At 74.4% G+C, this 23,875-nt stretch carries 20 protein-coding genes; 10 read left to right on the top strand and 10 right to left on the bottom strand.

What is annotated here, in order from left to right; translation table 11 throughout:
* Positions 1-162: 162 nt before the first annotated feature.
* Positions 163-1,227, bottom strand: coding sequence for a cupin (locus QSK00_RS19340; protein ID WP_285593035.1), 1,065 nt, complete (start codon positions 1,225-1,227; stop codon positions 163-165).
* 77 nt (positions 1,228-1,304) lie between these two features.
* Entirely contained in the window at positions 1,305-2,042 is a 738-nt protein-coding gene (locus QSK00_RS19335; RefSeq protein WP_285593033.1) for a class I SAM-dependent methyltransferase, read from the bottom strand.
* Between the two features lie 112 nt (positions 2,043-2,154).
* Here QSK00_RS19335 and QSK00_RS19330 point away from each other — a divergent pair, with 112 nt between their 5' ends.
* The gene (locus QSK00_RS19330) at positions 2,155-3,465 is read left to right on the top strand and encodes an MFS transporter (protein ID WP_285593032.1); all 1,311 of its coding nucleotides are present in this window, start codon (positions 2,155-2,157) and stop codon (positions 3,463-3,465) included.
* Here QSK00_RS19330 and QSK00_RS19325 read toward each other — a convergent pair.
* Positions 3,443-5,455, bottom strand: coding sequence for a glycosyltransferase family 39 protein (locus tag QSK00_RS19325; RefSeq protein WP_285593030.1), 2,013 nt, complete (start codon positions 5,453-5,455; stop codon positions 3,443-3,445). The genes QSK00_RS19330 and QSK00_RS19325 overlap by 23 nt on opposite strands.
* Positions 5,456-5,629: 174 nt before the next feature.
* Between QSK00_RS19325 and QSK00_RS19320 the strand changes: the two genes are divergently transcribed.
* Positions 5,630-6,922 carry an LCP family protein gene (locus QSK00_RS19320; protein ID WP_285593027.1) on the top strand — a complete coding sequence of 431 codons (1,293 nt, stop codon included), beginning with the start codon at positions 5,630-5,632 and terminating at the stop codon, positions 6,920-6,922.
* Here the strand turns inward: QSK00_RS19320 and QSK00_RS19315 are convergent.
* Both QSK00_RS19315 and QSK00_RS19310 read right to left on the bottom strand, forming a co-directional pair.
* On the bottom strand, positions 6,915-7,565 hold the full coding sequence (locus tag QSK00_RS19315) for a VC0807 family protein (protein WP_285593025.1): 651 nt from the start codon (positions 7,563-7,565) through the stop codon (positions 6,915-6,917). The genes QSK00_RS19320 and QSK00_RS19315 overlap by 8 nt on opposite strands.
* A 154-nt stretch (positions 7,566-7,719) precedes the next feature.
* Entirely contained in the window at positions 7,720-9,177 is a 1,458-nt protein-coding gene (locus QSK00_RS19310; protein ID WP_285593024.1) for a S1C family serine protease, read from the bottom strand.
* 226 nt (positions 9,178-9,403) lie between these two features.
* On the opposite strand from QSK00_RS19310, the gene QSK00_RS19305 reads away from it, so the two are divergent.
* The 6 genes from QSK00_RS19305 to QSK00_RS19280 all read left to right on the top strand — a co-directional run bounded on the left by QSK00_RS19305 (position 9,404) and on the right by QSK00_RS19280 (position 16,080).
* Positions 9,404-10,690: a bifunctional glycosyltransferase family 2/GtrA family protein gene (locus QSK00_RS19305; RefSeq protein WP_285593023.1), complete on the top strand. Its 1,287-nt coding sequence runs from the start codon at positions 9,404-9,406 to the stop codon at positions 10,688-10,690.
* 94 nt (positions 10,691-10,784) lie between these two features.
* Positions 10,785-12,824 carry a glycosyltransferase family 39 protein gene (locus QSK00_RS19300; protein WP_285593021.1) on the top strand — a complete coding sequence of 680 codons (2,040 nt, stop codon included), beginning with the start codon at positions 10,785-10,787 and terminating at the stop codon, positions 12,822-12,824.
* A gap of 134 nt (positions 12,825-12,958) precedes the next feature.
* Complete coding sequence (locus QSK00_RS19295; RefSeq protein ID WP_285593019.1) at positions 12,959-13,432, top strand: hypothetical protein; 474 nt, start codon at positions 12,959-12,961, stop codon at positions 13,430-13,432.
* Positions 13,433-13,594: 162 nt separating this feature from the next.
* Entirely contained in the window at positions 13,595-14,770 is a 1,176-nt protein-coding gene (locus QSK00_RS19290) for an excalibur calcium-binding domain-containing protein (protein WP_285593017.1), read from the top strand.
* On the top strand, positions 14,767-15,381 hold the full coding sequence (locus QSK00_RS19285; RefSeq protein WP_285593015.1) for a class F sortase: 615 nt from the start codon (positions 14,767-14,769) through the stop codon (positions 15,379-15,381). Before QSK00_RS19290 ends, QSK00_RS19285 begins: the two co-directional genes overlap by 4 nt.
* A gap of 42 nt (positions 15,382-15,423) precedes the next feature.
* A complete protein-coding gene (locus QSK00_RS19280) occupies positions 15,424-16,080 on the top strand; it encodes a phosphatase PAP2 family protein (protein ID WP_285593014.1) in 657 nt (218 codons plus the stop codon).
* 79 nt (positions 16,081-16,159) lie between these two features.
* Here the strand turns inward: QSK00_RS19280 and QSK00_RS19275 are convergent, their stop codons facing one another.
* Together QSK00_RS19275 and QSK00_RS19270 are read right to left on the bottom strand one after the other, a co-directional pair.
* Positions 16,160-16,903: a class I SAM-dependent methyltransferase gene (locus tag QSK00_RS19275; RefSeq protein ID WP_285593013.1), complete on the bottom strand. Its 744-nt coding sequence runs from the start codon at positions 16,901-16,903 to the stop codon at positions 16,160-16,162.
* Positions 16,900-18,384 (bottom strand): WS/DGAT/MGAT family O-acyltransferase, encoded by a 1,485-nt coding sequence (locus QSK00_RS19270; protein WP_285593011.1) that lies wholly within the window; start codon positions 18,382-18,384, stop codon positions 16,900-16,902. Before QSK00_RS19270 ends, QSK00_RS19275 begins: the two co-directional genes overlap by 4 nt.
* A 262-nt stretch (positions 18,385-18,646) precedes the next feature.
* Here QSK00_RS19270 and QSK00_RS19265 point away from each other — a divergent pair, with 262 nt between their 5' ends.
* A complete protein-coding gene (locus QSK00_RS19265; protein ID WP_285593009.1) occupies positions 18,647-19,243 on the top strand; it encodes a hypothetical protein in 597 nt (198 codons plus the stop codon).
* A gap of 37 nt (positions 19,244-19,280) precedes the next feature.
* Positions 19,281-20,159 carry an acyl-CoA thioesterase gene (locus tag QSK00_RS19260; RefSeq protein WP_285593007.1) on the top strand — a complete coding sequence of 293 codons (879 nt, stop codon included), beginning with the start codon at positions 19,281-19,283 and terminating at the stop codon, positions 20,157-20,159.
* 174 nt (positions 20,160-20,333) lie between these two features.
* Here the strand turns inward: QSK00_RS19260 and QSK00_RS19255 are convergent, their stop codons facing one another.
* The 3 genes from QSK00_RS19255 to QSK00_RS19245 are packed head-to-tail and all read right to left on the bottom strand — an operon-like array spanning position 20,334 to position 23,780.
* The gene (locus tag QSK00_RS19255; protein ID WP_285593005.1) at positions 20,334-21,866 is read right to left on the bottom strand and encodes a flavin-containing monooxygenase; all 1,533 of its coding nucleotides are present in this window, start codon (positions 21,864-21,866) and stop codon (positions 20,334-20,336) included.
* The gene (locus tag QSK00_RS19250; RefSeq protein ID WP_285593004.1) at positions 21,856-22,857 is read right to left on the bottom strand and encodes an alpha/beta fold hydrolase; all 1,002 of its coding nucleotides are present in this window, start codon (positions 22,855-22,857) and stop codon (positions 21,856-21,858) included. Before QSK00_RS19250 ends, QSK00_RS19255 begins: the two co-directional genes overlap by 11 nt.
* Positions 22,857-23,780, bottom strand: coding sequence for an AurF N-oxygenase family protein (locus tag QSK00_RS19245; RefSeq protein ID WP_285593003.1), 924 nt, complete (start codon positions 23,778-23,780; stop codon positions 22,857-22,859). The genes QSK00_RS19250 and QSK00_RS19245 overlap by 1 nt, the downstream gene beginning before the upstream one ends.
* Positions 23,781-23,875 lie beyond the last annotated feature (95 nt).

Raw genomic sequence — 23,875 nt, 5'->3', positions numbered from 1 at the left:
GAACCCTGTCCTGCCCACAGCCGAGCAGGCTGGTCACCACCGTGACCAACCCACCCAGCGGGCCTGCTCAGTGTCCGCGATGTGCTGAGACATCAACTGTCCTCGATGTCCTGAGCACAGACACCGTGTCCTGGCACGGAGAAGTGCTCACCGGCTACGCACCTAGCTGTGGTTGCCGAACCGCTGGAAGCGGATGTCGTGGCTGCGCAGATAGGTCTGCAGCCCCGCGTCCTGCACCGGGATCAGGTGCGCGTCGCGGCCGGACTCGTTGTGGTGGGAGTGCCACAGGCCCGGCGGCGTGACGAAGGCGCCGCCCGGCTCCCAGTCCACGCGCGTCGGGTTCTTCACCTCGCCGTGCTCGTCGAGCTCCCGCCCGAGCAGCGTGTAGCAGCCGGGCTCGCAGTCGAGGATCAGGTCGAGGGCCACCGACTGGTGCCGGTGCGGCTTCTGCACCTGGTCGTCGGGCAGCAGACCGAACATCGCCCACAGCGTGTGCGTGATGGTGAGGGTCTGCTCCTCCTCGGTGTTCGCGAGCAGCACCGACACCCGGTTCTTCGCGGTCGCGCCGTCCGCCTCGGCGACCTTCGTCAGCTCCTCCACCGCCCGGCTGCGCGGGAAGATGGTCGGCCGGAACCGCGGGCGGGTGGCGTCGGCGCCGAGGTAGCGCAGCAGCGGCTCGTCGTGCACCCAGTACATCGCCGCGTCGTCCTCGGCGTGGAAGGTCGCCGGGCTGTCGGCGGGCAGCGTGATGAAGTCGCCCTTCTGCCAGCGGATGAGCGAGGCGTTGACGACGGCGAAGCCCCGGCCGGTCATGACGTAGTAGAGCTGCGAGGTGGCGTTGACCTCGGTGTGCACCTTGTCGCCGGCCCGGATCGAGACGAAGTTCGCGACGAGACCGGGGCTGGTGGCGGGGCCGCTCGTGATCCCGAGCGGCTCGGACAGGTCGAGCGGGGTGATCCGCGTCTGCCCGCCCTGCCAGAGCTCGGGCCCGAAGCGCTCGGCCGGCACCGACGGCGTGTAGCCCAGCCCCACCGGGTCGGCCGCCTTCGTGTACTCGAAGTAGCGGGTGTCGGCCGTCCAGTCCTCGAAGCGCCCCTCGAACCCGTACTCGGCGACGTTGACCGGCTCGGCCGGGACGGTGGGGTCGAGGGCGTCGAGGTCGATCCCGTCGAGGTCGGCGCTGCGCGCCGGGGTGGTCGCGGAGTTGCTGGGCAGCGTGGCGGTCATGGCGGCTCCCGAGGTGCACTCACCGAACGATCTGTCCCGCATCGGATCCCCGCGGGCAAGATCGTGAATGCCGCGAACTAACGATGCGTCCATCGGCGCGCGACGGTTTCGAACGGCACGGGAACCGGGTCCGGCCCGTCGACGAGCTCGTCCAGGCGGGCGCGGGCGGACCGGAACACCTCCTGCTGCGCTGCGGCGTCGAGCTCCAGCACCCCGCTGTAGGTGCAGACCATCCCGGCGATCTCGTCGCGGGTCATCGGACGGGTCCAGGTGACGTGGACCGCCTCCGGGGTGTCGTCGACGAACCCGTGCCCGTCGGGCAGCGAGAAGGCGAAGCCGCGCCGGGAGAGCCGGGCCGAGCCGTCGGCGGTCATGTTCCCGATCCCGCGCACCTCGGCGACCCAGTCGACGCTCGGGTCCGCCCGGCTCCACAACAGCCCCAGCGTCCCGCCCGGGCGCAGCACGCGGGCGATCTCCGCCGTCGCCGCCTCCGCGTCGAACCAGTGCCAGGCCGACGACGCCACCACGGCGTCGACGCTGCCGTCCCGCAGGGGCAGGTGCTCCGCGGCGCCCCGCACCCGACCCGCGCCGGTCACCCGCGCCAGCATCCGCGCGTCGGGCTCGACCGCGACCACGACGGCGGGTGGGGTCGGGCGGGCGAGCAGGGTGCGGGTCACGAGCCCGGTCCCGGCGGCGAGGTCGACCACGGTGCGGGCGTCGGCGGGCAGCACGCGCGCGAGGGCGTCGGGGTGGGGCGCGGGGCGGAGCCGGTCGTACTCATCGGCGCGGCGGCCGAAGGTCATCGCACGGGTCACCCCGGCGACGCTAGGCGCGCACCCCCGCCGTCGGAAATACGCGGCGCCGGACGTCCCGTTCGTCCTAGCCTCGCGGCCGTGACTGTCGGGGGGTCGATCTAACGTGCGGGACGTGCGAGCGATCCGTCCCCTGCGGCACCCGGCCTACCGGTGGTTGGCCGGGAACCTGGCCTGCTCGGTGCTCGCCGAGGGGCTGTGGGTCGTCGCCGTGGTGTGGCAGGTCATCGCCCTCGGGGGCGGCGCCACGGAGTTCTCGCTGGTGAGCGGCGCCCTGGCGCTCGGTGCGGTGCTGACGGCGCTGCTCGGCGGCGTCCTGGCCGATCGGCTGCCGCAGCGCCGCATCCTGCTCGTGGTCGCGTCGATGCAGGTCGGGGCGGTGGGGCTGGTGGCAGGCCTCTCGCTCGCGGGCACGCTCGGGATGGCGGCCCTCGTCGTCGTGGCGGGGGTGGTCGGCGTGGCGGGCGGGCTGCTGTTCCCCGCCTACGCGGCGGCGGTGCCGCGGCTCGTGCCCACCGACGAGCTGCAGGCCGTCAACGGGCTGGAGGGCATGCTCCGGCCCGTCCTGCTCTCCGCCGTCGGACCGGCGATCGCCGGGGCGGTGGTGGCGGCGGCCGGCCCCGGGGTAGCGCTCGCCGTGGTCGCGGGCGCCTCGCTGGGCGCCCTCGGATGCGCCTGGCGGCTCCCGTCGTTGCCGGTGCTCGAGCGTGACGGCGGCCGCCCGTCGGCCGTGGCCGACCTGCGCGAGGGCTTCCGCTACATGCTCGTGACGCGGTGGCTGCTCGTCACGCTGGTGTTCGCCTGCCTGATGATCCTCGTGGTGCTCGGTCCCCTCGAGGTGCTCGTGCCGTTCGCGGTGAAGGACCGGGCCGGGGGCGGTCCGGGCGACCACGCCCTGGTCCTGACCTGCTACGGCGTGGGCGGGGTGGTCGGGTCCTTCGCGGCCGGGTCGCTGCGCACGCCGCGGCGCTACCTCACGGCGATGATCGTGATGTGGTCGGTCGCGTCGGTCCCGCTCGCGGCGTTCGGGCTGGCCACGAGCCTGTGGCCGATGGCGGTCGCGGCGTTCCTCGTGGGCGCGTTGTTCTCGGCGCCGCAGGTGATCTGGGGGACCCTGCTGCAGCGGCGGGTGCCGCCGGCCCTGCTCGGCCGGGTGTCGAGCCTGGACTTCTTCGTCTCGCTGGCCCTCATGCCGGTGTCGATGGCGCTCGCGGGGCCGATCAGCGGCGCCGTGGGCCTGGAGCCGGTCTTCCTCGTGGCGTCCGTGGTGCCGCTCCTCGTCGGCGGGATCGCGCTGCTGGTCGGGCGCCTCGGCCCCGACGAGCTGGCCCACCCGCTCGACGGGTCCGGCCCGGTCACCTCGGGGGCGACCGGGCCGGACGTCACGAGCGCGGGGGAGGAGGTCAGCTCGCGGTCGGGGAGGTGAGGTCGTACACGGTCTGCCCGCCGACGGTGGTGGCCGTGTAGTGCTCCTTCACCCAGGTCGTGATCTGCGTGCCGACGGAGTCCGAACCGCCCTGGCCGCCCATCCCGCCGCCGCCGGAGGCGACGAGGTAGTGCACCTCGCCCGCGGCGACCAGGGCCTGGAACTGCTCCAGCGTGGGGGCCGCGTCGGAGCCGCTCCAGCCGCCGATCGCCATGACGGCCGTGCCGGTCGACAGCTCGAGCGAGGCCGCGCTCTGCGACCCGACCACGGCCGCGGACCACGTGGTGCCGGCGTCCTGCAGCAGGGTGCTGAGCTCGGTGGAGGAGGTGGTCATCCCACCGGGGCCGCCCTGGCCGCCCTGCTGCCCCCCGCCGTCGGGGCGGGCGCCGGAGGGCGGCATGCCGGCCTGACCGGCCTGACCCGGCGGCCCGCCCTGACCGCCGCCGGGGCCGCCACCCGTCCCGCCGTCGGCGCTCGCCGGGCCGGCGGAGACGATCGAGCCGGAGTGCGTGGTCGCGGCGGTGTCCGCCGCGTAGGCCACCGAGCCGCCGGCCCCGGCGAGCACGGCGCCGACCAGGAGCACCGGGAGGGCGCGCCGGGCCCAGGCGTGGCGCGTGACCGCGCCCGCCAGCAACCCGAGGACCGCGACGATCCCCGCGATCGCCACGACCCAACGCAGCCACGGCAGGAACTCCGGGGTGCGGCGCAGCAGGACGACACTCCAGGCGGTCGTGGCGGCGAGGGCCGCGACCAGCGCGAGGCGCGCGGTGAGCAGCTCCCGGCGGCGCCAGAGCAGCGTGCCCCCGACGGCGAGCGTGCCCGCGAGACCCGGCGCCATCGCGACCGAGTAGTAGGCGTGGACGGTGCCGCTCATGAAGCTGAACACCAGCGCGTGCACCAGCAGCCAGCCGCCCCACAGGACGAGCCCGGCGCGGGTCCGGTCGGTGCGGCCGACACCGCGGGTGACCCACAGCCCCGTGACGAGCACGATCAGTGCGGCCGGCAGCAGCCAGCTGATCTGACCGCCGAAGGACTCGTTGAACATCCGGGTGATGCCGGTCGAACCGCCGAAGCCGGTGCTCGTGCCACCGCCCCCACCGCCGTTGCCCTCACCACCGAGGATCCGGCCGAGCCCGTTGTAGCCGAGCACGAGGTCGAGGAACGAGTTGTCCGTCGAGCCACCGATGTAGGGCCGGGAGTCGGTCGGCCACAGGTCGACCAGCAGCACGTACCAGCCGACCGAGACGACCATCGCGCCGAGGCCGACGGCGAGCAGGACGAGCCGCCGGCGCCAGGTCACGGCGGCCGCGAGCACGATCACCCCGGCCAGGGCGGGCAGGACCAGCCAGGCCTGGAGCATCTTCGTCAGGAACCCGAGGCCGAGGAGCGCGCCGGTCGCGGCGGTCCACCAGAGGCCCGCCCGCCGGTGGGCGACGTCGATCGCGCGGACCGCGGCGTAGGCGGCGGCGGTCATGCAGAGCACGAGCAGCGCGTCGGGATTGTTGAAGCGGAACATCAGGACCGCGACCGGCGTCAGGGCGAGCAGCGCGCCGGCGGCGAGCCCGGCGCCCGGGCCGGCCCAGCGCCGCACGGTCGAGCGCAGCAGCGCCACCGACGCGACGCCCATGAGGGCCTGGGGGACGAGCATCGACCAGGCGTTGAAGCCGAAGAGACGGCCGGAGAGCCCCATGACCCACAGGGCGGCCGGCGGCTTGTCGACGGTGATGAAGTTCGAGGCGTCGAGCGACCCGAACAGGAGCGCCTTCCAGGACTGCGTGCCCGCCTGGACCGCGGCGGCGTAGAACTCGTTGGCGTTGCTGCTCGCGCCCAGGTCCCACAGGTAGAGCAGGGCGGTCCCGAGGAGCAGGACGAGCAGGAGCGGGCGTTCCCAGGGGGGCGCGGTGGCGACGGCCGGGCGGGCGTGACGGGCCCCGGACCGCGCGTCGGGAGCGGGCCGGGGGGCGGCGCGCAGGTGGGTCGTCGTGGTCATGGTGTCGACCTTCGTCGCCCGGGATGTCCGGTTCCTGGGCCGACGTTGTGGGCCTGCTGTGAGGGCCGGCCCACGAGGTGGCACCGCGGAGCGTGACGTCGCCGTGCCGTCACGACGAGCAGATACGTCCGATGTCACGGTGACGGGATCGCGCACAACGGGAACCATGAGTAGGTGAGCGGAACCACGGTCGGGCGTCGGCGTGTGCGCTTGGCCGTCCGCACCGTCGTCGTCGCGGTCTCGCTGGCCGTGCTCGCGGTCTCCGCCTTCGCCTGGGCCCAGGTGCGTTACCTGGATCGATCCACCGCCTCGGCCTCGGTCATCCAGCCGTCGGTACCGCGTGCCCCGACCGCCGAGCAGAACATCCTGCTGCTCGGCGTCGACAGCCGCACCGACCCGCAGGGCAACCCGCTCCCGCCGAACCTCCTCGCCGCGCTGCACGCGGGGGACAGCGGCGACGGCGGGGACACCGCCGACTCGATCACCGTGGTGCACATCCCCGCCGGGGGTGGGCGCGCGACGGCGATCTCGATCCCGCGCGACTCCTACGTCCAGCTCGCGGACGGCTACGGCAAGCACAAGATCAACTCGGCGTACTCCCGCGCGGTCACGTTCACCACCGACTCCCTGACGGAGGCCTCGGCGGGCGGCGCGCCCACGTCCCCGTTCGCCCCGGAGTCCTCGGTGGCGGGCTCACCGGACGACCCGGCGGTCCGCCGCGCGGCCCTCGATGCCGGCGCCCGCACCACCATCGCGACCGTCCAGGCGCTCACCGGCCTGTCGATCACCCACTACGCCTCGGTCAACCTCGCCGGGTTCGCCGACGTGAGCCAGGCCCTCGGCGGTGTGCCGGTCTGCCTGCGGGCCCCGGTCGACGACCCCTACTCCGGGCTGCGCCTCCCGGCGGGCCCGCAGGAGGTGTCGGGTGCCGAGGCGCTCGCGTTCGTCCGGCAGCGGCACGGCCTCCCCGGCGGCGACCTCGACCGGATCACGCGCCAGCAGACCTTCCTCGCCAGCGCCACCCGCCAGCTGCTCTCCGCCGGCACCCTCGCCAACCCGTTCGCGCTCGACCGCCTCAGCGGCGTCCTGGCCCGCTCGGTGACGCTCGACGCCGACTGGAACGTGCTGTCGTTCGCGGGGCAGATGCAGGGCTTCTCGGCGGGAGCGGTCACGTTCCGCACCATCCCGACCGGCGACCCCGAGCTCGCGACCCCCTCCGACGGCACGGCCGTCCAGGTCGACCCCGTCCAGGTCCGGCAGTTCGTCGACGACGCGATCGCCGTCGACTCCGGCCGCCCGCTGCCGGTCCCGCAGCCCCTCGGCTGGTCGGACGCCGCGCGCGAGCACGCCGCCGAGACCGGGGACGACTCGTCGTCGGCGGGGGAGGTCCCGACGACGGCTGCCTCCGCGGCGCCCGCGCCCGTGACGCCGCCGATCACCGCGGCGGCGCCGGGCTGCATCAACTGACGCTGCGGCGGCGGGCCGCCCGCACCCACAGCCCGCCGACCACGCTGAGCACGACGATGACGCCGAGGGTCAGGAGCTGGGAGACGGCCACGCCGACGCTGACGGGCAGCGCCAGCACGATCGGCACCCGCACGAGCGCCTCGGTCAGCAACCCGACGCCCCACATCGCGGTGATGCCGCGGATCGTGCGGCGGGCGCCGGGGACGGTGGCGTAGAGCCGGCCCACCTCCTCGGCCCGGGCGGGGCTGGTGCTCTCGAGCGCCGCGAGGACCAGGGGCCGCCCGACGACCAGGCTGACGAGGAAGCCGACGCCGACCACCGCGGTGCCGACCGAGTCCTTGAGGAGCATGAGCCGCGGGTCGCCGGTGACGAACGAGGCCGCGAGCCCGACCGCGTAGACGCCCAGCATCAGGGCGGCGAAGGCGCTCACCCGCCGGGTGCGGACGGCGACCGCGACGATCCGGACGCCGGCCGCGACCGTCGCGGCCAGGAGCGCCGTCGCGTCGCCCACGCCGAGCGCGTGCAGGCCGTAGTAGGTGCCCATCGGCAGCCCGACGTCGAGGAGCAGGCCGCGCAGGCCCTGCCCGCCCTCGGACGTGGACGACGGGGTGGCGGGCTTCGAGGTGATCGCCGTGATGCTCATGGGGACCACCCTGCGCGGCGCGCGGGCCGGGCGGATCGACCCCGGGGTGGAGCCGGGGTGGAGGTCGGGGGTGGGCCCCGGGGTGGAGACGACGAACGGGCCGCCCGTCACGGTCGATCGTGACGGACGGCCCGTTCGTGAGGGCGGGTGCGGGTCAGCTCGGGGCGCGCTCCGAGCCGAGCGTGACCTGGACCTGCCGCGGGGCGGCGTTGCCGGACTGCACGGTGAGCGTCACCTGCGCGCCCGGGTTCTGGGCGCGCACGGCGGCGACGAGGGCGTCGCCGTCGTCGATGACGCGGTCGTTCACCTTCGTCACGACGTCGCCCTGCTGGATGCCCGCCGCGGCCGCCGCACCGCCGGGGGTGACGGCGCCGATCGTCGCGCCGGTGCTGGCGGTCGCCTGCTGACCGGTGCCCACCTGCACGCCCATCACGGCCTGCGTCGCGAAGCCCTGCTGGGCGAGCTGGTCGCCGATGCGCTTGGCCTGGTCGATCGGGATGGCGAAGCCGAGGCCGATCGACCCGCTCTGCTGCTGGCCGGAGCCCGACGAGCCCCCGAGGGTGGCGATGGACGACGTGATGCCGACGACGCGGCCCTGCATGTCGACCAGCGCGCCCCCGGAGTTGCCGGGGTTGATCGCGGCGTCGGTCTGGATCGCGTCGGTGACGGTCGACTGGTTCGAGCCTTCACCGCCCGCGACGACCGGCCGGTTGAGGGCGGAGACGATGCCGCTGGTGACGGTGCCGGACAGGCCGAGCGGCGAGCCGACGGCGACCACGCCCTGGCCGACCTGCAGCTGCGAGGAACTGCCGAGCTCGACCGGCGTCAGGCCGGACACGCCCACCGCCCGCACCACCGCGAGGTCGGCGCTCGTGTCGGTGCCGACCACCTGCACCTGCGCGGTCTGCCCGTTCTGGAACACCGCCTGCAGCTGCGGCGCCGTCTGCTGCTGTTGCTGCTGCTGGCCACCCCCGAGCAGGCCGCCCAGCCCGCCGAGGCCGCCGGAGGACTGCTGCGGCTCGCCCGCCTCGAGGACGTGGGCGTTGGTGAGGATCAGGCCGTCGGCGGAGATGACGATGCCGGAGCCCTCGCCGGAGGCACCGCGCAGCTGCACCACGCTGGGCAGCACCTTCTGGGCGACGGCCTCGACGGAGCCGGCCGCGGCGGGCGCGGCGGCCGAGGAGGAGTCCGAGGTGCTGGAGAGGACCGAGGAGCCGGAGCCGGAGCCGGAGGACGCGGCCTCGTAGCCGACGGCGCCCCCCACGCCGCCCGCCACGAGCAGGGCCGCGAGCGCCGCGGAGGCGATCAGCAGCGGGCGGCGGCGGCGACCCCCGCCTCCGCCGTCGCCCCCGCCGCCCTGCCAGCGGTCGGTGGGCGGCGGAGGCCCGGCGGGGGTCCCCGACGAGGGGCCTGGCTGCCAGTGCTGCCCGGTGGGCTGGTTCCAGGCGCCGGAGGGGTGCTGGTCGGAGCGCGGCATCGTCGCGGTGCCGCCCTGCTGGTCGTCGTAGCGCACGCCGCCGGGGGTGGTGGACCCGTCACGCGGGACAGGGCCGGCGGCGTGGGCGGGTTCGCCGGACTGCGGGGTCCTGGCGAACGGGTCCTGGTCGGTCATGGAGCCGAGGGTTCCCCCGTCGTCTGTGCAGTCACTGTGGATGAGTCTGCAAAGTTCCTGAGAGACGCAGATCACCCGTGGGACGAACCGGACACGGCCGGACACAGGTCCTGCACAGCTTCCCTCCAGCCCGCGGACATGCCCGCTGCGGACGCTGATCGTCATGCACAGGGCGATCACAGGCGAGGCCCACCGATCGTCCACGTCCGACTCCGACGGTGAGGACATGACCGCCACTGCCGCGACGGCCGAGCCCGGCTCGCCCGCGTCGTCCGAAGCTCCCCGGGCCCTGCCCCGGCCCGCCGTCGAGACCGCTCCCGGCGCCCCGGTGCTCGACGTCGTCGTCCCCGTCTACAACGAGGAGCGCGATCTCGGCCCCTGCGTCGAGCGCCTGCACGCCCACCTCAGCGCGGCCTTCCCGTACCCGTTCCGCATCACCGTCGCGGACAACGCCTCGACCGACCGCACGCTCGTCGTCGCGAAGGACCTCGCCGTCTCCTACGACGAGGTGGAGGTCGTGCACCTCGACCAGAAGGGCCGCGGCCGGGCGCTGCGCGCGGTGTGGTCGGCCTCGGACGCGCCGGTGCTGGCCTACATGGACGTCGACCTGTCGACCGACCTCGCCGCCCTGCTCCCGCTGGTCGCCCCGCTGATCTCCGGGCACTCCGACCTCGCGATCGGCTCGCGGCTCTCCCGGACCTCGCGGGTGGTCCGCGGTGCGAAGCGCGAGATCATCTCCCGCTGCTACAACGTGATCCTGCGTGGCACGCTGCGCGCCCGGTTCTCCGACGCCCAGTGCGGGTTCAAGGCGATCCGCCGCGACGTCGCGCAGCGGCTGCTGCCGCTGGTCGAGGACACCGGCTGGTTCTTCGACACCGAACTGCTCGTGCTCGCCGAGCGCTCCGGGCTGCGCATCCACGAGGTGCCGGTCGACTGGGTCGACGACCCCGACTCCCGGGTCGACGTCGTCGCCACCGCGGTCGCCGACCTGCGCGGGGTCGCCCGGGTGGGCAAGGCGCTGGCGACGGGCGCGCTCCCGGTCGCCCAGCTCCGCCAGGAGTTCGGCCGGGGGCCCATCGGCGAGGCGGACGAGACCGCGGGGGTCGCGCCCGGCATGACCGCGCAGATCGTGCGGTTCGCCGCGATCGGGATCGTGTCGACGGCGGCCTTCCTGCTGCTCTACTCGCTGTTCCGCACGGCGATGCCGGCCCAGGTGTCGAACCTGTTCGCGCTGGTCATCACGGCGGTCGGCAACACCGCGGCCAACCGTCGGCTCACCTTCGGCATCCGCGGGCGCCGGCACGCGGGCCGCAGCCAGGTCGAGGGGCTGGTCGTGTTCGGGCTCGGCCTGGTCCTGACGTCGGGCTCGCTCGCCCTGCTCGACGTCCTCGCCCCCGGGGCGTCGCACGCCGTCGAGCTGCTCACGCTCGTCGTCGCCAACCTCGTCGCGACGCTGCTGCGCTTCGTCGCCTACCGCGCGTGGGTGTTCCACCCGCGCCGTCAGTCCGCCTGACCCCCGCCCCCGTGGCAGGAAAGCGTCGTTGCTGTCACCCAGTGGCAGGAAAACCACACCGTCGATCCGGCTCGCCAGGAGCACCCACCCCGTCATGAGCACCGTCGCCGACGCTCCCGCGTCGACCACCCCCGCCGAACCACCCGTCGTCGGGACCCCGACCGAACCGCGTTGGGTCCGCCCGACCTTCTGGGTCCTGCTCGCCGCGACCGCGGTGACCTACCTGTGGAACCTCGGCGCCTCGGGCTACGCCAACTCGTTCTACGCGGCGGCCGTGCAGGCCGGCACGCAGTCGTGGAAGGCGTGGCTGTTCGGGGCCCTCGACGCCCCGGGCCTGATCACCGTGGACAAGCCGCCGGCCTCGATGTGGGTCATGGCGCTGTCGGGTCGGATCTTCGGGTTCTCGTCCTGGTCGATGCTGGTGCCGCAGGCGCTGATGGGCGTCGCGTCGGTCGCGTTGGTGTACGCGCTGTGTCGACGCTGGTCGGGGCCCCGGACCGCGCTGGCGGCAGCCGCGCTGCTGGCGTTCATGCCGGTCGCCGCGCTGATGTTCAAGTTCAACAACCCCGACGCGATGCTCGTGCTCTGCATGGTCGCCGCGGCGTACGTGACGGTGCGCGCCGTCGACGCCGCCGGCACGAGGGCGGGGACCTGGTGGCTGGTCGCCGCCGGGGCGCTCGTCGGGCTCGGGTTCCTGACGAAGCAGCTGCAGGTCATGCTCGTCGTCCCCGGTCTGGCCCTCGTGTACGCGGTCGTCGCGCCGACCACGCTGCGCCGACGGATCGGTGACCTGCTCGCCGCCGGCGTCGCGATCGTCGTCTCGGCGGGGTGGTACGTCGCGCTGGTCGAGCTGTGGCCCGCATCCGACCGGCCCTACATCGGCGGCTCCACGGACAACTCGCTGCTCGAGCTCGCGCTCGGCTACAACGGCCTCGGCCGCATCACCGGCCAGGAGGGCAACCGTCCCGGCGGCGGCATGATGCCGGGCGGGATGCCTGGTGGGATGCCGGGCGGGATGCCCGGTGGGATGCCGCCCGGCGGCGGTTTCGGCGGAGCCGGTGGTGGCGGCTTCGGCGGCTCGCCGAGCCCCTGGCGGCTGCTGACCGCGGAGTTCGCGGGCAACGCCTCGTGGCTGCTCCCGGCCGGCATCGTGCTGCTCGTCGCCGGCCTGTGGTCCACCCGCCGGGCGCCCCGCACCGACCGGCCCCGCGGCCTGCTCCTGCTCGGCGGCGCGTGGATGGTCGTGCACGCGGTCGTGTTCTCCGCGATGAGTGGGACCATCCACGACTACTACACGGTCGCCCTCGCGCCCGGCGTCGCGATCACGGCCGCCGCGGGTGCCTCGATCCTCTGGCGCGCGCGGGCGCAGGTCGCGGCCCGGATCGTGCTGGCCGTGGTCGTGGTCGGCACCGCCGGCTGGAGCGCGGTCGTCCTGACCCAGGCGACGTCGATGCCGTGGCTGCGCTGGGTGGTCGTCGCGGCCGGGGTGCTCGGTGCGGTCGGTCTGCTGCTACCGCGAGCGACCTCCCGCCGTGCCGGCGCGGTCGTCGTCACCGTCCTCGCCCTGGTCGGCACGGTCGGCGCCTCCACGGCCTACGCCGCGGTCACCGCCGTCACCCCGCACCAGGGCCCGATCGTCTCGGCCGGACCGAACAGCGGTTCGGGCTTCCCGGGTGGCGGGATGCGCCGCGACGGAGCCCGGCCGGCCGGCGGCATGCGCGGCGGTCCCGAGGGCGAGCAGGCCTCACCCCAGCTCGTGGCGCTGCTGCAGGGCGCGGGCACCCGCTGGGCGGCCGCGACCACCGGCGCGATGAGCCAGGCCACGATCCAGCTCTCCGCCGGGGTGCCGGTCATGGCTCTGGGCGGGTTCACCGGCAGCGACCCGGCCCCCACGCTCGCCCAGTTCCAGGAGTACGTCGCCACCGGTCAGGTCCGCTACTACCTCGCGGGCGGAGGCCCGGGCGCCTTCCCGACGCCGGGTGGGGCCGGCTCGGGTGCCACCGCCGGGCGGGCCGGTGACCGCGGCGCCGGCCGAGGTACCAGCGGCGAGATCGCCACGTGGGTCACGACCCACTTCACGAAGACCGACGTGGGCGGGAGGACCGTCTACGACCTGAGCCGTCCGCTCGCCTGAGGGCGCGCGGCGCGAGCTGACGCGGCGGTGTCCTGCCCCCCGGGACGCCGCCGCGTCGGCGTGTCCGGGAACGGGTCGGATTCCCACAGTCGGTACTCAGCCGACATCCAGGTCCGCGGCGCAGGCTGACGGGCATGAGGTTCTCGCTGCGGTCCGGCCGGCACGCCGTTCCCCACCCGCGGACGCCCGAGCCGGTCGTGCGGGAGCCGCACCCCAGCGCCCCGCTGCCGCTACCGCCCCGAGAGCCCCGACTGGTCGACGACGCCCCCGCGACCGTCGAGGTCGTCGCCGCGCGGTCGTTGGCCCGCCTGCTCGGCGACGTGGCCCCGGCGAGCTGGCGCGTCGTCGCCACCGACCGGCCCTCGCACCACCCGTGCGTCGACTTCGTCGTCCTCGTCGACCCGGACCCGGCGGTCGTCGTCGACGTCATCGCCCGCCAGCCCGGGGCCGAGGTCGTGGTCCTCCTGGGTCGCCACGCCCCCACCGAGCGGCTCGTGGCGATGCTCGACGCGGGCGTCTCGATCTGCCTGCGCGAGAGCCCGGCCCGCCTCGTCGCCGGTCACATGGTGGCGCGCCGGCGGCGGGGTCGCGCCCCCGTCCGGGAGTGACCTCAGCCCCGTCCGGGGACGGCCCGGGTCAGCGACCGGACACGGCCGGGTCACGGCCCGGTGTCCGGTTCCTCCGGTAGGTGTAACGGAGGGGGAATATCACCGCGATGCGCTCCTCGAACGCTCCCGCACCGACGCGGGACGGCGAGACGAGGAGAGCACGTGAGGGTTGTGAGGGGGACCCGCTCCGCCGCGGTGCTGATGGCGGGGCTGGTGGGGGCGGCGGTGATCGCCCCGGGCATGGCGTTCGCCGACGAGACGCCGTCGTCGCCGGCCGCGGAGTGCGCCGCGCAGGGGACGATCTACGACGCGAGGACCGGGGCCTGCCTGACGGCGGCGGAGCTGACCGCCCGGGCGCAGGCCGCCGCCGAGGCCGCGCAGGAGAAGGCCCGGGCCGAGGCCGTGCGGGCGCAGGCCGAGGCCGCCGCCCAGCAGGCCCGGGAGCGGGCGCAGGAGCAGGCCGCCACGGGTGCCGCCACTCCCACCACTCCCACCGCGCCGAGCACGCCCGCGCCGACCACCTCCACCTCGACCGTGTCGCCGTCCACGGTGGGGACGCCGGACGACGTGGTCACCGAGGAGCAGCCGGCCTCCACCGCCACCACCGCCGCCACCCCCGCCGCGCGGTCCACGGTCTCCGCCGAGGACGCCGCGACGGCGCTGCAGAACCTCACCGGCCGCGGCCGCTCCGCCCTGCCGGTCGCCGACGCGCTGGCGGACCTGCCGTCCGGCAACCTCGACCTCGGCGACGTGACGATCCCCGAGTTCCCCTCGACCGGTTCCTTCTCCAGCCCGCGCGACGCGTGCCTGTACCTCGCGAGCAAGGTCAGCGTGGACGCCGATCAGGCGGCCGCCATCGGGCAACAGTTCGTCTCGTTCTGCGGGGCCCTGCCCGGCTCCTTCGACCCGTCGACCGGCTACGGCTCGCTGCCCGACCTGGTCGCCGTGCTGGACCGGCTGTGCCACGGGCTGAAGGACACGCACCACGACGGGTACCACCACCACGACGGGTACGTCCGGGACGACATCAACTGCGACGAGGTGACCGGCGACGAAGCCCAGGCGATCTACGAGAGCGACCGGTCCGACCCGAACAACCTCGACGGCGACGGCGACGGCATCGCGTGCGAGGACAACCCACGCGACTACGAGACGGTGACCGCGGACTACGACGGCTACCCGCGGGGCGGCGTCGCGACGGGTGACTCCACGCCCGGTCTCGCTCCCGGCAGCGCGGCCGCACTGGCGGGGCTGGGCCTCGCGAGCCTGGCCGGCGCGACCCGGCGTCGGGACGAGGACGTGGATGTGGACGAGGACGCGGACGAGGTGCGGGTGTGACGCGCACCCGCTCGACCCTGCTGGTGTGGGTCCTGGCGATCGTCGCGGCGGTCGTCGTGCTGGCGGCCCTGACGTCGGGCCCGGGGTCGGCGCGCACCGGGACCTCGACGGTGTCGGTGCCCGCCGGGGCGGCGGGCGAGCCGCTGCCGCTGGCGGCGTCGGCGCCGACCGGCATCGAGATCCCCGCGATCGGCCTGACCCGCGACGCCGTCATGAAGCTCGGCTACAACGAGGACCTGTCGTTGCAGGTCCCGCCGGACGCCGCGACGGTCGGCTGGTTCGCCCGCGGGGCCGCGCCGGGCACGAACGGCCCGGCCGTGTTCGCCTCGCACGTGGACTACCACGGCGCCGAGGGCGGCTTCGCGCACCTGTCCGACCTGCGGGCGGGCGACCAGATCCTCGTGCACCGGGCGGACGGCTCGTCGGTGATGTTCGTGGTCGACCGCGTGGACCAGGCGTCGAAGCAGGCCTTCCCGACCGCGCAGGTCTACGGCCCGACCGGCGACGCGCAGATCCGCCTCATCACGTGCGGGGGCGAGTTCGACGCGGCGACCCGGAACTACGAGGACAACGTGATCGTCTTCGGGCACGCCGAGCGCGCCTGGCGGTAGCTCTCTCACGCCATCCTCAGGTCCGGCGGGGACCCTGGACGTATGACCACCGTCGAGACGCGGCCCACCGTCCCGCTGCACCCGGTCGTCCGGCCCGCCGGAGCGTGGGCGGCCCGCGTGGTCGGCGGGCTCGTCCTCGGGGTGCTCGGCACGGTGCTCACCGCGGCGAGCTGGCTGCTGCTGGTCGACTCGTCGTCCGGACGCCGGCTCGACCACACGGTGATGGTCGCGGTCGAGAACGTCTTCTCCGGGGTGCGCGGCGAGGTGCTCGACCTGCTGCGGCTGGTCAGCGTGGCCTCGGTCGGGCTGGCCCTGGTCGCGATCGCGGTGATCGGTCTGTCCCGACGACGGGTCGGTGCGGTCGGGGCCGGGGTGGTCCTGGTGCTCGTGAGCCAGGCGATCACCCAGGGCCTCAAGGCCGTGCTGCCCCGCGAGGGCGCCGGGGAGAACTCCCTGCCCAGCGGCCACGTGACCGTGATTAGCGCACTGGTGATCGCGACGGTGCTGGTGCTGCCCGCCGCGCTCCGGTACGTGGCTGCCGCGGTCGGCCTGGTCGTCGTCGCGGGTGCCTCCGTCGCCGTCATCGCCGCCGGCTGGCACCGGCCCGGGGACGTGCTCGCGGCCTACGGCGTCATCGCGGCCGTCGGCGGCGGGCTGCTCGTGGTGGACGGGCTCCGTCGGGCGGCGTCGCGGCGCTGAGCCTCGACCCCGTGGCAGGAAAGCGTCGTTGCTGTCACTGGGTGGCAGCAACGACGCTTTCCTGCCACCCGGAGCGGACTCAGACCGGCGCGCTCGCGTCCACGACCCGGATACCGCCCAACGAGCGCTCGGAGACGTCGGCCCACCCCCGGTCGCGCAGGGCGCCGGAGAGCTCGCCCGGCCCGAAGAGCCGCGCCTGCCCCCAGCGGGCGAACATCTCGGAGAAGGGGCGCAGCGGGCCGGGCGCGTGGGCCGGCACCGCGAACGCCGCGGCACCGGCGGGCCGCAGCACGCGGGTGATCTCGCGCAGCGTCGTGCCGAGGTCGGGCACGAGGTGCAGGCACAGCGAGCAGGACACGGCGTCGACCGCCGCGTCGCGGAACGGCAGGTGCATGGCGTCGACCCGGACGAAGTCGACCTGGGCGAACGCGGTCGACCGGGCGGCGCGCGTCAGCATCGGCTCCGACAGGTCCGCGCCGACCACCAGACCCTCGCGTCCGACGGTCCGGGCGAGACGGCGGGTCAGGGTGCCCGGACCGCACGCCAGGTCGAGGACCGTCTCGCCGCCGACCAGGCCGAGGCGGTCGTCGACGCGGTAGAACGCCCGCAGGTTGCCGCCGCCGACGAGGGTGGGGACGTAGGGCTCGACGCGGTCGCCCACCGCGAGCAGCCCGTCGTAGCCGCCCGCTCCCGAGGTGCTCTCCCAGGCGTCCTGGAGCCGTCCCCGGGACCCGGGCCGGCCGTGCACGAGATCGAGCCACGGCCCCGTCGTGTCCGCGGGGACCTCGGTGAGCAGGGCCAGCAGCCGGTCCCGCGCGGTCACGACGGCGCCGCGTGCAGGGCGTGGAACTCCTCGGCGATCAGGTCGACGAGGCGCTCGAGGTCGGGCACGAGCCGGGCGCAGGACACGAGGCCGATGTCGACCGACCCGTCGTAGCTCTGCACCGTGATGTTGAGGCCCTGCCCGTCCGCGACGGCGCTGACCGGGTAGTAGTGCCGGGCCCGGGCGCCCGCCATGTAGAGCGGCTCCTGCGGGCCGGGCACGTTCGAGATGATCACGTTGAACGGCACGAGACCCCGGGCGGCGGTCCGGGTGGTCACGCGGCTGATCAGGGTCGTCAGAGCCGGCACCCCGAGGCTCGCGCCCTCCGGCGCGAGGGCGCCCGGGGTGGCCCGGAACACCGCCTTCGCGGTCTTCAGGGCCTGGTGCGCGGCGGCGAGGCGCGCCGTGCGGTCGTCGAGGTCGGTCGGCAGCGAGGCCACGGTCGCCGAGACCCGGTTCGTCCACATGTCCGGCTCCTCGCCGGTGCGCAGGGACACCGGGATCATCGCCGAGAGCGGGGCGTCGGGGAGGGTGCCGTGCTCGAGCAGGTAGGTCCGCAACGCGCCCGCGCAGGCCGCGACGACGACGTCGTTGACCGTCGCGTCGTGCTCCTTGCCGGCGGCCTTGACCTCGTCGAGCGGCACGGAGCGGTGCGCGAAGCGGCGGTACCGGCTGATCGGCGCGTTGAACGGCGTCGTCGGGGCGGGCGTGGCGGGCAGCCGCGGGGACTCGGCGTCGGCGTCGCGCTCCCGGCCGAGGTTCAGGACCGCCCCGAGCGGCCCGCGCAGGCTGCGTCGGACGCGGTCGGCGAGGTCGATGACGGCGGGGTGCCGGGTCGCCGCGGCCACCTGCTGCCCGGCCTGGGCCGCGAGCAGCAGCGCCCGGCCGGGCCGCTGGAGACCGTGCCACGCAGCGCGGCCGAGCAGACCCGGGTACGACGGCGGGTCCTCCGGGCTCCATCGGCCCGCGTCGGCGGGGCGCTCGGCGTCGGGGACGTCGTCGAGCATGAGGGTGAGCAGCTCGGCGCCGGACGCCCCGTCGACGGCGGCGTGGTGGACCATCGTCAGCAGCGCGAACCGGCCGTGCGGGGACTCCTCGGTCGGCGCGAGCCCCTCGATCACGTGCGAGACCCACAGCGGGTGGTCGCGGTCCATCGGGCCGGCGATGAGCCGCCCCACGAGCGCGTCGAGCTGCTCGTCGGTGCCGGGCGGCGGGACCGCCGAGTGCCGGACGTGGAAGTCCAGGTCGAAGTCGGGGTCGGAGATCCAGTACGGGTGGTCGAGCCCGAGCGGCACCTCGACCAGGCGGCGGCGCAGCGGCTCGAGCAGGTGCAGGCGGTCAGCGAGCTGTCGGCGCCAGGCCGTGAAGGGCTCGTAGTCCGGGTCCGGCACGTCGAACACGACGAGTTGGCTGACGTGGGTGAACTGGTGGTCGTCCTCCGCGGCGAGGAACACCGCGTCCAGACCCGACAGCTGCTGCACGCGTCTCCTCCCACCGGCCCCGACGCCCTTGTGGGCAGGAGTCTGACCGGTGGCGGGTGCGGCGGCCAGTCGGTCGAGCCGTGGTCACGCAGAGCGAGAGATGCTCACGCGCGGTATCACCGGGACGGCGGGTCAAGAATTCGCCGCGTCACCCGTAACGGTGGCCCGCCGGGCGCGTTAGGAGCTGCGAGTGGTCAGGCCGCGGTGTGTCGGGGGACGGCGGCGGACCCGGCGGACGTCCGGCACCCCGGAGAGGAATCCCATGGCACGCCCTCGCCACGCCATGCGTGTACACCCCCTGCGCTCCAAGGGCGTGGTCGTCGGTGTGCCGGTGGCCGCTGCGGTCGCGTTCGGTGCGCACTCGGTCCTCGGTGTCACCCCGCTCTCCGAGCAGCAGGACGCGCCGGTCACGGCGAGCGCCGCCTCCTCGGCGGCGCCGGTCCAGAGCTACGGCCTCGCGGCCACGCCCCCGCCCGCCACCCTCGACCTCCTCTCCGCGCCCGCCGAGCACACCTCCGGGACGGCCGCGGGCACCGCGAAGGGCTCGACGTCCTCGGTCGGCCGCAGCACCACGACGCCGATCGTCGCCGACCGGGGTGCCGCCCCGACGCAGGTCGTCCCGATCGCCGCCGCGCCCGCGCCCGCCCCCTCGATGATGTCCTTCTCGGGCGGCGCCGGCGGCGGCGCGCAGCAGCACGCGCAGCCGGCCGCCGACGAGCAGGCCGAGCCGCAGCACGAGGCCGCGCCGCAGCAGCAGGCGGCGGAGTCCGACGGCGGCTCGCAGTCCTCCGGTGGCGGGTCGCTGCTCGGCCTCGACCTCGGCGTCGCGAAGGTCTCGGTGCTCTCGTTCGGGCAGTGATCGACCGCCGGAGCGGCGTCCGGAAGGATGCCGCTCCATGAGCAAGGCCCTCGACGAGCTCGTCGGTGACGTCCTGGACCTCGAGGACATCGAGCGCGACATCTTCCGCGGCCGCAGCCCGCAGGAGTCGCTGCTGCGCGTCTTCGGCGGGCAGGTCGCCGCCCAGGCGATGGTGGCCGCCGGCCGCACGGTCGACGACGACCGCCCCGTGCACTCCCTGCACGGCTACTTCCTCCGGCCCGGCGACCCGTTCGCGCCGATCGTCTACGAGGTCGACCGGGCCCGCGACGGCCGGTCCTTCACGACGCGCCGGGTCACGGCCGTGCAGCACGGCGAGACCATCTTCACGATGTCGGCGTCGTTCCAGCGCCCCGAGGAGGGCGTGGAGCACCAGGCGCCGATGCCCGGGACGCCGGGACCCGACGGCCTGGCCCGCCGGGACATGCCGCCGGTCCCGGCCGACCGCCCCGCCTTCACCACGACGGGCAAGGCGCTCACCTGGCCCCTCGACGTGCGCTACGTCGACCACGCGCCGTGGGACGACACCGTCGACCGCCCGCCCCGCAACCGGGTGTGGATCCGGGCCGACGGCGAGCTCCCCGATCCTGCGGCCCCCGGCGGCCGCCTGCTGCACGTCTGCGTGCTCACCTACGCCAGCGACCTGACGTTGCTCGAGTCGGCCGTGTTCCCGCACGTCCAGGGCGGCGCCGCCGCCCGGGACGTCAGCCTCGCGAGCCTCGACCACGCCGTCTGGTTCCACCGGCCGTTCCGCGCGGACGACTGGTTGCTCTACGTCCAGGAGTCCCCGAACGCCGGCGGCGGGCGCGGCCTCGCGACCGGCCGGCTCTACAGCGCCGACGGCACCCTGGTCGCGAGCGTCGTGCAGGAGGGCCTGATCCGGCGTCGGCGGCCCTGACCCCCGCCCCTCGTGGCAGGAAAGCGTCGTTGCTGTCATCCAGTGGCAGGTTTGCCCCGTCGTCGGGGGTCCCACGACGACGAGCACGTGACGGCCTGAGCCCGTGCCCGGTGGCAGGAAAGCGTCGTTGCTGCCACCCGGTGACAGCAACGACGCTTTCCTGCCACGGAGGGGTCAGGCCCGCGCGGACACCGGCACGTGACCGTTCGAGGCAACCGCCCGCGTCGTCGGGACGGCGAAGTCCTCCGAGCGACCGAAGAACTCGAAGTCGTCGGGCCGGAAGCGGCGGGTCTCGGCCCAGTACCGCAGCGTGAAGCCCGGCCAGATGGTCCGGTTGACCCCCGCGGAGTCCAGGTACCACGACGTGCAGCCGCCGCGGGTCCAGATGCCCTTCTCCAGGCGCTCCATGACGGCCGCGTTGGACCGCTGCAGCACCTCCGAGCGCACGTCGAGCCCCGAGCAGCCGTAGCCGTGCACGGCGGAGATCGCCTGGGCGACGTAGCGGGCCTGGCACTCGATCATGAACACCACGGAGTTGTGCCCGAGGCCGGTGTTGGGGCCGAGCAGGAGGAACAGATTCGGGAAGTCGGTGACGGTGATCCCGTAGTGCGTGTTCATCCCGAGCTCGCGCCAGGTCTCACGCAGGGTGCGCCCCGCGCGGCCGGTGAAGCTCAGGTCGTCGAAGGCGTCGGTCACGTGGAAGCCCGTGCCGTAGATGATCACGTCGGCGGGGTGCTCGACGCCGTCGTGGTCGATCACGCCGTGCTCGGTGACCTCGGCGATCCCGCTCGACACCACGTCGACGTTCGGGCGCGCGAGGGCCGGGTAGTAGTCGTTCGACACCAGCACCCGCTTGCACCCGAGCGAGTAGCGCGGGGTGAGCCGGTCGACGAGTTCGGGGTCGGAGATGGACCGCTCGATGTGCTTGCGGGCGACCCACTCGGCCGGGCGCAGCAGCTCGGGGCGGCTCATGAAGCCGATGGCGCGGGACTCGAGCCCGGCGTAGAGCGCGCCCCGGTACGCGCGCTGGATCAGCGGCGCCTTCTCGAACAGGCGCTTGCGCCACTCGCCGATGGGGTGGTCGCCCTTCGGCAGCACCCAGGCGGGCGTGCGCTGGAACAGGGTGAGCTGCGAGACCAGGGGGGCGATCTGCGGCACGAACTGGATCGCGCTCGCGCCGGTGCCGACCACCGCGACGCGCTTCCCGCGCAGGTCGACGTCGTGACGCCACTGCGCGGAGTGGAAGGTCTCGCCGCGGAACCGGTCCGCGCCGGGCAGGGTCGGCGTCGACGGCAGGTGCAGGGCGCCGACCCCGGAGACCAGGAAGCGGCAGTGGTACTCGCCCGTCGTCGTGTGCACGGTCCAGGTGCGCGTGTCCTCGTCCCAGGTCGCCCCGGTCATCTCGGTGGAGAAGCGGACGAGCCGGCGCAGGTCGTGGCGGTCGGCGAGCCGCTCGAGGTAGTCGTGGATCTCCGGCTGCGGGGAGTACGACCGCGACCAGTCCGGGTTGAGGTCGGACGAGAGCGAGTACATGTGCGACGGGATGTCGCACGCGCAGCCGGGATAGGTGTTGTCGCGCCACGTGCCGCCGACGCCGCGGTCGGCCTTCTCCAGGATGACGACGTCGGTGATCCCGGCCTTCCGCAGCGCGAGCGCCTGCCCCAGCCCGGAGAAGCCCGACCCGACGATCACGACCTCACTGAACAAGGGTGGCTTCCTTCCCGACGGCAGAAGTGGTCACGGTCGCGGCCTCGACGAGGCCCTGCAGGTGCGCGGCGACCTCGGCCGACCGCTCGAAGGTGATCATGTGGCCCGCGCCCGGGAGCACGACCAGTTCGGCGGCGGGCAGGGCAGCAGCGATGGTGTGGGCGTGGTCGACGGGGCAGAGGCGGTCCTTCGTGCCCACGAGCACGACGGTCGGGACACCGTGCAGCGACTCCAGCGACGACGTCCGCTGATGCTCGCCGATCGACTCCCGGAAGGCCAGCACGGCCACCGGGTCGGCGGCGAACGTCTGCTCGGCGACGCTCAACACGTCGGCCCGCCGGGCGTGCCGGCCGAACACCAGTGCCCGGACCAGCGGCGCGAGCGCCACCGAGCGGGCGTGCGTGCCGCTGCCCTCCGGGTCGGCCCGGGTGACCGGCGCCCGGTTGCCGAGCGACGCGAGGAACGGCATCACGGCCCGCTCCCCGTGGGCGACGAACGCCCCGCGCCGGCCGGGCAGCCCGAGGGTGAGGTCGGCCATGTCGTCGCTGGCGGTGGCGACGAACCCCGCCCCCACGACCCGCTCGCGCACCAGGTCGGGGTGCCGCTCGGCCAGGGCCATGAGCGTCATGCCGCCCATGGAGTGCCCGGCGAGGACCACCGGGCCCTCGACGTGGTCGCGGAGCAGGGCGGCGAGGTCGTCGGCGGCCTTGCCGATCGTCGACGCGTGCTGCCCGCCCGACTCCGAGCCGCCGTGGCCGCGGTGGTCGTAGCGCACGATCTCGCTCTCCACGCCGGCGCGGCGCAGGTCGCGGACCACCCGGTCCCACGTGCGCAGGTCCTGGGACCAACCGTGGACGAGGACCAGGGTGGGGACACCCGGCGTCAGGACCCCGCTCCTCGCCACCCGCAGGGTGATACCGGTGGAGAGGAACAGCGGGCCGACCGCGGTGTCGTCACTCCGGCTCCGCTGCGCTGCGCGTTCGAGGCTCATCACTTCTCCAGCAGGAACGACTTCTTCCACAGGGCCTGACCCGGTCCCGCGATCATGCCCGCCTCGTCCAGGAAGGCCAGGATCTTTTCGCCACCGAACCGGATCATCTCGCGGTGGTGCGGGTTCGCCAACGCGGCGCGGCGACCCTCGGCCGGGTCGATCCCGACGGCGGCGTAGACCTTCGGGTTGATCAGGCTGCGCACCACGAAGAACGAGGTGAACGCGCACATGAAGCGCTGGTAGGCGAGCTCGGCGCGGGAGAGCCCGGCGAGGCCGCGGGTCACCTCGTCGCGGGCGAAGGCGACGTGGCGCGCCTCCTCCATGATGTGGATGCGGTTGACCTGGCGCATGAGCGGCTGGATGCGGTCGTCGTTCGCCTGCTCGCGCTGCAGCCGGTCGAGCACCTCCTCGGCCACCAGGATCGACGCGTAGGCGGCCGGGCCCCAGTTGACGACGGAGAAGAGCTTGCCGAGCTGGTGCACGAACGGGATCGGGCCGTAGGGCTCGACGCCGGCGCGGTGCACGAGGCGGGCGAACATCTGGGAGTGCCGGCACTCGTCGGCGACCTCGGTGAGGGCCCACTGGGCGCGGTCGCTGGTCGGGTCGTCGGCGTAGAAGTCCTTGAGCAGGCGCTGCATCAGCAGGGTCTCGAACCACAGGCCGACGCTCGCGACGCTGCACGCCTCGTGCTTGCCGAGCTCGATGCGCTGCTCGGGCGTGAGGCGCTCCCACAGCTCGGTGCCGTAGAGCGACACGCGGTGCTCCGGCACCCAGATCGCACCCTCGACCAGCGGCGCGTCCCAGTCGATGTCGACGTCCGGGTCGTAGGACTTCTTGGCCGCGGAGCGCAGCAGGCGCGCGGCCGTGGCGTTGCCGTCGCCCTCGCCGGGGCGGGCGGAGCGTGTGGTCGCGGGCGCCGACATGGCGTCGTCCTCTCGAAGGCGTCGAGCGGGGGAGCGCAGGGGGTACGGACTGTATCCCCAACTTGTTGTACGTCTTACCGCTGGTAACCGTAACT

This window comes from Actinomycetospora sp. NBRC 106378 (assembly GCF_030269685.1).
GTDB lineage: Bacteria > Actinomycetota > Actinomycetes > Mycobacteriales > Pseudonocardiaceae > Actinomycetospora.
The sequence above is the reverse complement of the archived record's forward strand: the minus strand, read 5'-3'. Positions and strand labels throughout refer to the sequence as shown.